7 protein-coding genes and 1 pseudogene are annotated in these 12,165 nt (G+C 60.6%); 3 read left to right on the top strand and 5 right to left on the bottom strand.

Annotation, left to right across the window (positions count from 1 at the left end):
* The 4 genes and pseudogenes from DCC24_RS12370 to DCC24_RS09635 form a co-directional block, all read right to left on the bottom strand.
* On the bottom strand, positions 1-294 hold a 294-nt coding region (locus tag DCC24_RS12370; RefSeq protein ID WP_233492059.1), incomplete at its 3' end, for a hypothetical protein.
* Positions 295-337: 43 nt separating this feature from the next.
* Positions 338-1,075: pseudogene (locus DCC24_RS09645) on the bottom strand (3-oxoacyl-ACP synthase III); the annotation flags it as partial.
* A 165-nt stretch (positions 1,076-1,240) separates the two neighbouring features.
* Positions 1,241-2,236, bottom strand: a complete 996-nt coding sequence (locus DCC24_RS09640; protein WP_110099710.1) for a M56 family metallopeptidase — start codon at positions 2,234-2,236, stop codon at positions 1,241-1,243.
* Positions 2,237-2,308: 72 nt separating this feature from the next.
* Entirely contained in the window at positions 2,309-2,695 is a 387-nt protein-coding gene (locus DCC24_RS09635) for a BlaI/MecI/CopY family transcriptional regulator (protein ID WP_110099709.1), read from the bottom strand.
* 441 nt (positions 2,696-3,136) lie between these two features.
* Here DCC24_RS09635 and DCC24_RS09630 point away from each other — a divergent pair, with 441 nt between their 5' ends.
* From DCC24_RS09630 to cydC, 3 genes are read left to right on the top strand one after another with little or no spacing between them, the layout of a single operon-like run.
* Entirely contained in the window at positions 3,137-4,723 is a 1,587-nt protein-coding gene (locus tag DCC24_RS09630) for a cytochrome ubiquinol oxidase subunit I (protein WP_110099708.1), read from the top strand.
* Positions 4,724-4,760: 37 nt separating this feature from the next.
* A complete protein-coding gene (gene cydB, locus DCC24_RS09625; RefSeq protein WP_110099707.1) occupies positions 4,761-5,780 on the top strand; it encodes a cytochrome d ubiquinol oxidase subunit II in 1,020 nt (339 codons plus the stop codon).
* Positions 5,756-9,556: a thiol reductant ABC exporter subunit CydC gene (gene cydC, locus DCC24_RS09620; protein WP_369860210.1), complete on the top strand. Its 3,801-nt coding sequence runs from the start codon at positions 5,756-5,758 to the stop codon at positions 9,554-9,556. The genes cydB and cydC overlap by 25 nt, the downstream gene beginning before the upstream one ends.
* 18 nt (positions 9,557-9,574) lie before the next feature.
* Here the strand turns inward: cydC and DCC24_RS09615 are convergent, their stop codons facing one another.
* Positions 9,575-12,142 carry a DNA topoisomerase (ATP-hydrolyzing) subunit A gene (locus DCC24_RS09615; protein WP_110099705.1) on the bottom strand — a complete coding sequence of 856 codons (2,568 nt, stop codon included), beginning with the start codon at positions 12,140-12,142 and terminating at the stop codon, positions 9,575-9,577.
* Positions 12,143-12,165: the final 23 nt, after the last annotated feature.

Raw genomic sequence — 12,165 nt, 5'->3', positions numbered from 1 at the left:
AGCAGTCAACGCGCGTCCTGGACTCCTGGCGGCAACACCCCCCGGATCATCGATGACAGGGCAAAAAAACCATACCAGGACCAGCGACCAGATCCTCTGATGAGGACCTACAAATGAATGTAACGGGGTCAGTCCCTGGGCTTCGAGAGCCGGGCCGGTGTCCATGACGTGGAAGCCGGCGGGATGTTCTGCTCGTGCGAGAGTGACCAGGTGAGAAAACTCTGGACGGAAACCGGGAAGCTCGGTCTGCATGGTCTCGGAGTCGGGTTGATGGGCGGCACGAGTCACAATCACAGCAACACTCTTCTTTCTCGAGGGTGTGGACCGGGTGGGGCTATTACCACTGCAGATCGAGCCTGGCCACGTTGAGTCCGGAGCCAACACCCATGCACAACACAGAATCGCCGGGGCTCAGCATGTCTTTTTCCCGGGCCAAGGTCACCGGTAGCGCGGCGGGTCCGATATTGCCCAAATCCGGGAACGTGACCGGGATCTTGTCTGGGTCAATCCCGGCGGCCTGAATAATGGCGTTGGTGTGCTGGGAGGAGACCTGGTGGGTGATGTAGCGGTCGGCCTCGGACCACTTCCATGCCGGGTCGGCGTCGTTCCAGGCAGCCATGACCAGGTCGAGACCATTGGCTAGCAGAGCCGTGGAGTCGGTGCTCATGCCCTTATGGTCTCCGGCGCACAAATGGTTGAACTCGGTACCTGCCCGGGTGACGCTGTGCAGGATGCGGTGCCCCTCGGGGTGACGGTCGCTCGGCCCAATAACCGCAGCGGCGGCCCCTGATCCCAGGGTCAGGGTGGCGAATTGGGAGAGGAAGGCATCGCGGTTGGTGGCTTCGTGTACCTTGGAAGCATCTTCTCCGGCAACGACCACCACCTAGTCCACTTGTCCTGAATCAATCATGGTCGCGGCCAACCCCATCCCGTTGACAAATCCCAGGCAGGCGTTGGTGATGTCAAAGTTCATGGCCGAGCTCGGCAGTCCCATTTTGTCGTGAACCACCACGGACACCGCTGGTTCCAGGTGGGTGCGGATGACCGAGGTGTTGATCAAAAGCCCCACCTGGTCTGGGGTAGGGCACGATGACGCGGAGACTTCAGTTTCGCGGAACCAGGTCTGGGGTCATCGCGATGATAGGGTTCGCCACGACCGCTCGCCTAGCCATGTCTTCTTACTCTATCGGTCACGAAGAAGTTGAAGGCATTTGGCCTTAATGAAAGCCTGTTAGTTTTCTTACACCCCGCACAGCGTCAGGGCTGCCGGGACGGTCAACAGGCAGGCTGCCAGGGTGATGATCAGGGCTTGCTGCCAACCGGGTAAAGGGGGGTGGCTGGAGAGGAGCCGTTTGAGTCGTACCGCGGTCACCGAGGTAGTTCGGTCGGCCGGCTGGTTTGAGGAGAGCGGTTTGGCGATGGTGTGCGGGGCGTCGTGGCTGGCAACCACGGCCATAGACCGGATTAAGGTCTCGCGATCGATGCGTGCCAGAGCTGCATCATCGGCAAGCATCTCGGTGAGCGTGGTCACCGCAATCCGTGAGGTCTCGGTGGCGACCAGCCAGGATGCCGCTCGGTGCCAGGCCTCAAACCCCACCCGCAATAGGTCGTGACGCTGACGCAAATGGGCCTTTTCATGTTCGATCACCGCTGACAATTCGGCTTCGGTTAGTCGCTCCATCAATCCCTGAGAGATCACGGTATACGAGCCGGACAGTGCGGGAATGCAGTAGGCCAGCGGGTGCTCGGAGGGGAGCAATAAGGTGGTGACGCCACCGGAATTGCGTTGGTATGGGGTCAGGGTCTCAGAGGCCGTGGGGTCGTGGATGACTTTGGAGAGTAACTGCACCGTCTCGCGGTGGCGACGACGCTCCAGGGTGGTTCGCCATGCGGAGTACACCAGGCTCAGCACCAGATGTACGCCGATGGCGACTGCTAGGGTTCCAGCCACGATCTCTAGCCCACCCCAGCGTGGGTCGAGGTGGAGAGCGAATAAACCGTGGTTGGCGATCGCCTCGAATATTTCTGTCCCGGCAGGGATGAGCCCGGAGCCGAATTTGCGGACTGCATAGAGCAAGGGTGCTGAAATGAGGGCTAGACCGCCACCGAGCCCCACCGCTTGCCATAAAATCATCGCTGCCACGGGAGCGCGAGCAGGCCACTGGGCGCGCCCCAGAAGCACGGGTACGGGCCAGGCCAATAGCACGGCCACGAGGGCGAGAAGAATGGGGGCCATAACATCGTGGGTCGAGAATGCGACGAATGGGCGGACGGCGCTGCGGTTAGGGGACTGGGCCCCTCTAGTTTACTAACTGAGTGATTCGTCGCGAGCATTCAGGATGCTCCGAAGAGTCGCGAGTTCCTCAGAGTTAATGGAGCCCACAAATTGAGCAAGCACCGCTTGACGATCTGGCGCTTGGTTGAGGACCTCGTGCAAAACATCAGCGGTGTGGGCTTCCCGGGTTGCTCGGGCGGTGAAGGTGTGCGGACGCTGTTGCTGGTCCTTATTCACAAAACCTTTTTTCGTCAGCCGGGACAGCACCGTCAGGATCGTGGTGATCGCCGGAGTATTTTTGGTGGAGCCGGTACGCTGCTCTAATCGCTCGCGTAAGTCATTAGCGGTCATCGGCGCAGAGGAATCCCACAGCAGATTCATGACGGCTTGTTCCAACTGTCCTAATGAACCGGTGTTCATACTCTGTACTCCTTGGGGCTGACGGTCACGGTAGTAGATTTATTCTACGCATTGTAGAAGTTTCGGTGCACTATGACGACATAGTGGCCTGATGCCATATCCATGACCGTTGCTCTCGGGTGCTTTTCACGGGGCGCGCCTGCTTGATCTGCGTCATACGCTACCGGGGCACCGTGTGTTGAGCTCAGCCCAGGCGAATTTTCTACAACGCGTAGAAATCTTTTCTACACAGCGTAGAAAAGTGGTTATGATGGTGGTAGCTTATCCGGCGATCAAGCGTTGTACGGAGTGAGCCTCACTGCGAGCATCGTGTCGTATCACCGTTTGAGCCTCGAGTTTGAGGCCTTGGCGACAGGGTTTTGACCGAGGTCGACCACAGCCGAACTCGACCCATCTCTTGCATTCGTCGGCGCGTTAGGCGCTCGTGAGGAAGGAATCCTGATGGATCCACTTGAGGTAGCCCGGTGGCAATTCGGTATCACGACCGTTTACCACTTCCTGATGGTTCCATTGACAATCGGCCTCGGTATTGTGCTGGTGTCAATGCAGACCATGTGGCATCGCACCGGTAAAGAACACTATTTACGCATGACGAAGTTCTGGGGCAAGATCTTTTTGATCAACTTCATCATGGGTGTAGCCACCGGTATTGTCCAGGAGTTCCAGTTCGGAATGGCCTGGAGCGAATACTCCCGGTTCGTTGGCGACGTTTTCGGTGCCCCGCTGGCCATGGAAGCTCTGATCGCATTCTTCTTGGAATCGGTCTTCCTCGGTATCTGGATTTTCGGCTGGGGCAGAATTTCCCCTCGTTTGCATTTAGCGACTCTGTGGGCCGCGGTGATTGGTTCGGTGGTGTCGGCCTATTTCATTCTGGCCGCAAACGCCTTCATGCAGCACCCAGTCGGCATTGAATACGCCGATGGTCGAGCTCAGATGATCGATATCTGGGCCGTGCTAACTAACCCCACCTTGTTGGTGCACTTCCCCCATACCATTTTCGGCGCCCTGGCCGTGGCCGGCTCCATGCTTTTCGGTGTGGCCTGGTACCACCTGTGGAAACGTCGCAAAGACGGTATCGACTCCCTCAACACCAACGGCGAAGTGATCATTGGTGCCACCGGCTCCAAAGCTCGTGACGGTATTGACCACACCGTGTGGCGGACCTCGTTCCGCTGGGGTGGTTGGATCGCCTTGGGTGCGTTCCTAGGCACGGCCTTTACCGGTCACGCTCAAGCTCAAATGATGATCGAACAGCAACCGATGAAAATGGCAGCCGCTGAAGCTGCCTGCCACGACGGGACCGGCTTCTCGGTGCTGACGGTCGGAGATATTTCCAATACCGACGGAGCCACCACCTGTGATGACGTGGTGGGCGTCTTTGAGATTCCGGGCCTGCTGTCCTACCTGGCCTACGGCGACTTCAACACCGACGTCCCCGGTGTGAACACCCTGATCCCGATTTATGAAGAAAACTTCGGTACCCACCTGCCCGACGACCCCATGTACGGTGAACGTGCCGGGTCAGAGATTGAGTACCTGCCGGTCATGGAAGTCACCTACTGGGGCTTCCGGCTGATGATCACCTTTGGTGGTCTGGCGGCCTTGGCAGCCGCTATTGGACTCTTCCTGGGGCGCAAGGGCACCGTGCCGCAAACTCCGTGGCTGATGCACGCCGCCTGGCTGTCGATCCTGGCACCGTTTGGCGCCAACGCGGCCGGTTGGATCTTCACGGAAATGGGGCGTCAACCCTTCACGGTCGCCCCCAACCCCGACCCCACCGGAGTGGATCAGGTCTGGCAGTTTACCGCTGCCGCGGTGTCACCGGGAGTCGACGGGCGTGAGATTTTGTTCTCGCTGATCGTCCTCACTCTGGTTTATGCGGTGTTGCTGGTGGTCGAAGTGGTTCTGTTGGTCCGTTACATCCGCGGTGGTGTGCCGGCAGGTATGCCGGAGCTGACTGCAGATGAAGAAAACGACGGGGATGACCAGAACAAAGATTCCTCTGATGTTCTGTCCTTCGCGTACTAAATGAGAGAACCCAGTAGAGAAAGGTAATCACGCCATCATGGAATTTCTTCCCACCCTGTGGTTCATCCTCATTGCAGTGCTCTGGACCGGATACCTCGTGCTTGAGGGTTTCGACCTCGGTGTCGGAATGCTCATGAAGTTCTGGGCTCGCAACGAGTCCCAACGACGTGTGTTGCTGAACACGATTGGCCCCGTGTGGGACGGCAACGAAGTGTGGTTGCTCACCGCCGGTGGCGCCACCTTCGCGGCTTTCCCAATGTGGTACGCCTCGTTATTCTCAGCCCTCTACATCCCGCTTACCCTAGCCCTGCTGGGGCTCATCTTCCGCGCGGTCGCGATCGAGTACCGGGGCAAAGCCCACACCACACGAGTGCGTAACTTGTGGGATTGGGCACTGTGTCTCGGGTCGTTGACGGCAGCCTTCTGTGTCGGGGCGATGCTGGCCATCACCACCACCGGTCTGCCACTGAATGAGAACGGTGACCGAGTGGGTCACGCCTTCGTCTGGCTGAACTCTTGGGCTGTGATCGGCGGACTGGCCGTGGTTGGTTTCGCCTTGGCTCAGGGATGGGCCTTCCTCGGCCTGAAGACCATGGGCGCTCCACGAGCAGCCGCCAAACGCCACCTGTCCCGGTGGCTGTGGGTCTACCTGTTACCGATGGCCGGCTGGGCTGTCGGTGTCCTGATCCTCTACCCGAAGGTGATGCCGTGGATCCTGCTTGTTGTCGCCGTGGCAGGCATGATTGCCGCACTGGTTTTCGCGGCCCAGGAACGTGAAGGTTGGGCCTTCTTTGGGATGACGGTCTTCGTTGCCGCCGGTGTGGCAGCGATCTTCTGGGCGCTGTACCCCAATGTGTTGCCCTCTACGCTCAACGACGCGTGGAACCTTACCGTCAACAACGCCTCCTCCTCGGATTACACGTTGACCGTGATGGCCGTGGTCGCAGCGATCTTCGTGCCGATCGTTTTGGCGTACAGTAGCTGGAGTTACTGGGTGTTCCGCAAGCGGATCGCCGAAACCCATATCCCTGAATCCAAGGTCGTGACTCCGGTCTGAAACCAGAACTACCAACCTCTGCGACAGGACGCCGTGCTCTGATAGGGCTCGGCGTCCTCGCCGTCGTGAAAGCTCTCGGATGGATCCTGATTGCCATCGGGATCGCCCGAGGCATCTCGCAGCTGGCTGCCTCACTGCCCACCCAGGACGCAGCCCAACTCATTGACCTCTTCTTCAATCCTCCGGCCACCTCACCGGGCATCGTCGAATCACTAGCTCAGGCTGCCTTCACTACCGAATTCCTCGCTCCCGTGGTGACCGGCTTCGGGGGAGCGGTGTTGCGCGGTGTCGCCGTCTGGGGCCAACAGGTGTTGGCCTCCCGGGCCGCGCTGGGCGAAAAAGAATATTTGCGCGCCCAGCTGGTCACTCATCGGCTCAACGCCGCCGGCGAACACGCCGATCGAGCCGGCGAAGACGCGGTACTGGCCTCCAAAGGTCTCGATGGGTTGGATAAGTACTACACCGAGTTCCTGCCGGCCCTACTTTCCGCCCTGGTCATTCCCGTTCTGCTTGGCGGCTGGATTCTGCTACACGACTGGGTTTCGGCACTCATTTTGGTCATCACCGTGCCACTGATCCCGGTCTTTATGATCTTGATCGGTCGGTATACCGAATCCCGGGTCGATGACGCCACCGCGGGGCTCAACCGGCTCTCGCATCACTTATTAGAGCTCGCCCGCGGTCTGCCCGTGCTCGTTGGGTTGCGCCGTGCTGGGGTGCAGCGGAAGTCCTTGGCGACGGTGTCAGAAAAATACCAACGCACCACCATGTCCACCCTGCGGGCCGCGTTTATGTCCAGCCTGGCTCTGGAACTCATCGCGACCCTGTCGGTGGCGGTGATTGCGGTGTTGATCGGGGTGCGTCTGGTCTACGGGGGACTAGAACTCAGCGTGGGCCTGATGGTGCTCACCCTGGCCGCGGAAGTATATTTGCCCTTCCGTGATGTTGGCTCTGCCTTCCACTCTTCCGAAGACGGGGTGGACGCACTGCGACGCGCTCGCGAACAGATTAACCAGCCCGAAGCCAAAACCCTCGCCGAATCCTTGCGGGCTGAGTCAACACACCAGACGAGCACCGTCTCCATCGACAACCTCAGCATTGCCTACCGCTCTTTCACCGAAATCACAGCGGAAAAACTCCCCGATATTCGGGCGCTCCACCACGATGACCCACGACGGGCCAAAGTGCTGGCCCACAAGAACCATGCGGGCCCGACCCATCGGATGCAGGTGTTAGATCCGGTGGTCACCGGGTTGAGTTTGAGCTTGGCACCGGGAGAAATCACCGTGTTCGGTTCGGCCTCGGGGACCGGAAAATCTACGGTGCTCAACGCCTTGGCCGGAGTACTCACCGAGGCCGAAGCAGAATTCCGTGGCAGGGTGAGCGGCCTCGATGAGCTCCATGTGGCCTGGTTGGCCCAGCACCCCAATTTCAGTGAACCCACCGTGGCCGAGGAATTGGAGTTCTATGTCCGACTGGACCGCCCTGAGGCCACCGCCGATACCGTCGAGTCCTTGGTGGCTCACGCGTTGGCTACGAGCGGGCTGGCCGACTATCAATCCCGCATCGTCAACGATCTCAGCCCCGGGGAGCGCCGGCGCCTGGGCTTCGCCCGCGTGGTTATCCGGTTACTCGCCGCCGGTGACGACGCCCGTGGCTGGCTACTGATACTGGATGAGCCCACCGCCCACTTGGATCCAGCCTCCGCTGACGCCGTCCGGGAGACGCTGGCCACGCTGAGACAACGACGTCTCCCTAAAGCGACCGATCGCACGCACCACGTCGGCGAGACACCACTGCTTCCGCCGATCACGATGGTGGTGGCCTCCCACGATCCCGAGGTGCACCACCTGGCCGACCATTTGGTGGACGGTGCCAGGGTGAGGACCGATGCCGCGACCGTTCAGACCGTGACACACGCTGCGACCACACCGGTAGCAGATACCGTGTCTGCCGGTGCACGAATCACCGACCAGGCGGAGCATAGCGCTACCACGCCCCAGAGGTCTTCCCCAGACCACCACAGGGCGCACCAGCCACACGACACCGAGAACCACCGGCTCAGCCTGGGACAGTGGTTCCGGTTCTTGCCGTTGAACCGCGGAAAATTCCTGGCCGGAGTCTTTTGGTCGGCCGCTGCTGTGCTTTCCGCCGCGCTCCTATCGGCCCTGTCCGGATGGCTCATTGTGCAGGCCTCTTACCAGCCCCCGATCCTCTATTTGCTGGCCATCATTGTCGCGGTTCGCTTCTTTGGCATCGGCCGGGCAGTGTTTCGCTATGCCGAACGCTTGGCGGTCCACGACGCGGTGCTGTCCTGGGCTGATGACTTGCGCCTGAAGATTTGGGACGCTCTAGGCTCCCAAGCGCAACAGTGGACCCGACTGACCCGCACCGGTGGCGCCCTGTCGGTGTTGATCTCCGACGTTGACGAACTGCGCGATGCAGTTCCGCGCGTTATCGTCCCCATTCCTGCCGCTGTGATCGCGTGGTTGGCGACGCTGGGGATAACCATGTACTTCGCCCCCGGAGCCTGGTGGCCCGCCCTGGTTGCCGGACTTTTCGGCATCGTCGTCATCCCGGGCTTGGTTGCTCTCAGCGATGCGCGGTCGACGGCGATGCTGGCCGATCACCGCACCCAGGTGATGTCGCAAACCTCCCGACTGTTGACAGCGGCCGCAGATTTGGCCGGCAATGGGGGCGCAACGGTGGCCTCGGAACGCTTTGCCCGCTGGGATCTCCACCACCAGCGCCCCTTGAAACGCCATTCGATGGTTGCCGGCCTTGGCCAGGGGCTATCCTCATTGGTCTCCGGCTGGGCCGCCATCCAGATCATGTGGGAATGCGTCCAACACGGCATCAACGCCCCTCATACCGCGCTGGTGGTGATGATGATGCTCGCCCTCGCCGAGCCCTTCGGACTGTTGAACCAAGGGGTTCAAGAGTTCTCAATTCTCCGCCGGCAACTGCAGAAGATCGGTCCATTACTGCAGACCTCGCAGACCGCCACTGGTGGTTGGGTGCAGGTCGAGGCAGTGCCCACCCCACCGGCGACTGACGACGTGGCTGAACAGAAGCGCGCCCACCATCGCGATGTGGTCGTCAGCGCGGTGGAGGTTGACCAGATTGACGTGGCTTATGCGCCACACGGACCGTTAGTACTGGCAGATTTGAGCTTGCAGGCCACCCGCGGTGACTTTTGTGTGGTTACCGGACCGTCAGGGTCTGGAAAGTCCACGCTGTTGGCGGTACTGCTGGGTTTCTTGCGACCACAATCCGGGCGCATGGTCCTGCATGCCACCCGGCGCACAGACGCCACCGAGTCCGGTACTGACAGCATCATCGGCCCGGAATCTGCCCTGGGCGCGATCGCCTGGTGCCCGCAGGAGGCGTATCTTTTTGACTCCACGCTACGCTCCAACCTGGCCCTGGCCCGCGACCCGGATGACCGACCCGAGGATGCCGAGCTCATCCGTGCCCTGAAAACCGTGGGACTGGCCGACTGGCTCGAGGTGGCCCCGAACGGGCTCGACACTCGACTGGGCCCCTCCGGACATTTTGTCTCCGGCGGTCAACGTCAACGCATCGCTGTCGCGCGGGCTCTCATCGCTCGTGCTGACGTCGTGCTCTTGGATGAACCCACTGCACACTTAGGCGCCGATGAAGCAGCGCACCTGGTGGCGGATCTCAAGAAGGCCTTGGCCGATCGAACCGTGGTGATGGTCACCCACGATTCCCGATTCGCCACCGCTGGAAACCAGGCGGTGAGGCTGGGTTAGCCGGTGCGTGGGCAGGGGCTAGAACAATCCCTCCGGTTGCTGGTCGGATGGTTCGGACGGTGCCGACGCGCTGTTTACGGTCACCGGTGAGCTGGCGGTCCCCACGGTCTCTACGGCCGAATCCAATAGCACACCGGAGGCATCCCGGTCACTGTGCTCAGTGGGCAGGTTCCGAGCCGTACCACCGCTGGTACTACCGCGCGGATCGCTTCCGGCCCAGGCGAGTTTCAGCCCGGTCTCGCCACGTAGCATCCGGTGAGCGCGCACGCCCATGGTCGCCCGGCCTTTGGCCGGGAACTGACTGAACAGGCTACGCTTAGCAGACCCCACCGCGCCTAACAGGTCTTCCTCTGCCTCGGTGACGGTCACCACCTCCGCCTGCTCGGTTGCGACAGCCGGTATGACGCCCAGGGCAATGACCTCATCCTCCTCGGAGAGCTTGATGCCGGCCACCCCACCGGCGTGGCGCCCTTGAGGACGCACCTTGCTGGCTTCAAACCGCAAGAGCTGTGCTTGGGCGGTGATTAACACGATCGTGTCGTCGTCACGGTCGGCCACGGCAGCTGCCACCACCTGATCGTTGGTCTTCAGGCTGATGGCATCAAATTCGTCCTGGTTCAACGGCCACTCATCCCGCACCCGCTTGATGACACCCTGGCGGGTCGCCAGTGCCAGCACCTTATTGAGTGGCACCAGGCCGACGAGGTCTTCGCGGTCCGGTAATGGAAGGAACTGCGAGACCTTCACCGCATCGGTCATTGTCGGCGATTCGGTAGGTTGACTGAGCACCGGTACATCGACCGTATTGAATCGAATAATCCGCCCCATGGAGGTCACCGCGCCCACTTCGCCGCGGGCGGTGGTCGCGACCACCGACTGGAAGACATCATGGCGTTTCCGTCGCCCGGCGGCCACGAGCGGGGTTCGATCCACAGTGCGCACCAGCTGACCAGAGGTCGACAAAATTACCCAGCACGGGTCATCGGCGATCATCATCGCCGAGGCAGCTTTCTCCGGGGACTTCTTCGCCTGGGCGGTCGAGGGGACCGGCGCCAATTCCTCGGACTTCAGCAAGGCTGTGCGGCGCGGGTCGGAGAAACTCTCTGCGATCTGACCCAGCTCGTCCGAGACAGTTTCGCGGAGCTTGTCATCAGAAGCCAGAATCGCTTCCAGCTCGGCGATCGCTGCCGTAAGCTCTGCCTGTTCAGATTCGAGTTCGATCCGGGAGAACTTTGTCAGCTGTCGTAGTCGCAACTGCAGAATATGGTCGGCTTGTACCTCGGTGAGGTCAAAGACCATCATCAGTCGTGACCGGGCCGTTGCAGCGTCATCGCAGGAGCGGATGATCTCAATAACCTCGTCAATATCGACGAGTGCCAACAGCAGTCCCTGGACCAAATGCAGTCGGTCCCGGCGTTTGCCTAACCGGTATTCGGTGCGCCGACGCACCACGGTGAGTCGGTGGTGTACATAGACGTGAAGCAGTTCTTTTAGTCCCAGCGTGCGCGGCTGGCCATCGACGAGGGCCACGTTATTGATCCCGAAGGATTCCTCCAACGGAGTGTGCTTATACAGCTGAGCCAACACTGCCTGCGGATTGAACCCGGACTTCAGCTCAATGACCATCCGTAGCCCGTGATGACGGTCGGTGAGATCCACCACGTCGGCCACACCGGTGACTTTTTTGTTATTGACCGCGTCCTTGACTTTATCGATCACCTTTTCCGGCCCCACCCCGTAGGGGAGGGCGGTGATCACCAAACCGGTCCGGCGAGCACTGACCTGCTCCACGGTGATGCTGGCCCGCATCTTGAACGAGCCACGGCCGGTCTCATAGGCCTCTTTAATGCCCTCCAGCCCCACGATCTTGCCACCCGAGGGCAGGTCCGGGCCGGGCACAAACTTCATCAACGCGGCGGTATCGGCCTCCGGGTGGGCCAGCAGGTGTTGGGCGGCAGCAATAACCTCACCTAAGTGGTGGGGTGGCATATTGGTGGCCATCCCCACCGCAATACCGGAGGAGCCATTGACCAACAGGTTCGGAAAGGCCGCTGGCAACACCGAGGGCTGGAAGATCTGATTATCGTAGTTGGGCTCAAACTCTACGGTGTCTTCACCAATATCGGCGGTCATCTCCACCGCGGCCCGGGTCATCTTCGCCTCGGTGTACCGAGAGGCCGCTGGACCGTCATCGACCGAGCCGAAGTTCCCGTGACCATCCACCAGTGGCAGGCGCATATTAAAGTCCTGAGCCAACCGCACCATTGCGTCATAAATGGCCCCATCACCGTGCGGGTGGAGCTTACCCATCACTTCGCCCACCACGCGCGCCGATTTCACGTGCCCTTTCTCTGGGGTCAGCCCCATCTGGCTCATCATGTACAGGATGCGACGTTGCACCGGTTTTAGTCCGTCCCGGGCATCGGGCAGGGCGCGAGAATAAATAACCGAATAGGCATATTCCAAAAAGGACTGTTCCATCTCGGCAGACACATCGATATCGATGATCTTCTGTTCCTGGTCCGGCACGGTTTGGGGCGCCAGCTTGCTGTCAGCGGTGGAACGCGGTGTCGACTTTTTCGCCATGGTCCTCTTCGGTCTATACTTTC

Origin of the sequence: Auritidibacter sp. NML100628, assembly GCF_003185985.1 — a bacterium.
GTDB lineage: Bacteria > Actinomycetota > Actinomycetes > Actinomycetales > Micrococcaceae > Auritidibacter > Auritidibacter ignavus.
This window is presented reverse-complemented; position numbering and strand designations above follow the sequence as displayed.

Coding starts and splice junctions, on each gene's coding strand:
- DCC24_RS09640 (WP_110099710.1), bottom strand. CDS start 2,236: ATGGCCCCCATTCTTCTCGCCCTCGTGGCCGTGCTATTGGCCTGGCCC.
- DCC24_RS09635 (WP_110099709.1), bottom strand. CDS start 2,695: ATGAACACCGGTTCATTAGGACAGTTGGAACAAGCCGTCATGAATCTG.
- DCC24_RS09630 (WP_110099708.1), top strand. CDS start 3,137: ATGGATCCACTTGAGGTAGCCCGGTGGCAATTCGGTATCACGACCGTT.
- cydB (WP_110099707.1), top strand. CDS start 4,761: ATGGAATTTCTTCCCACCCTGTGGTTCATCCTCATTGCAGTGCTCTGG.
- DCC24_RS09615 (WP_110099705.1), bottom strand. CDS start 12,142: ATGGCGAAAAAGTCGACACCGCGTTCCACCGCTGACAGCAAGCTGGCG.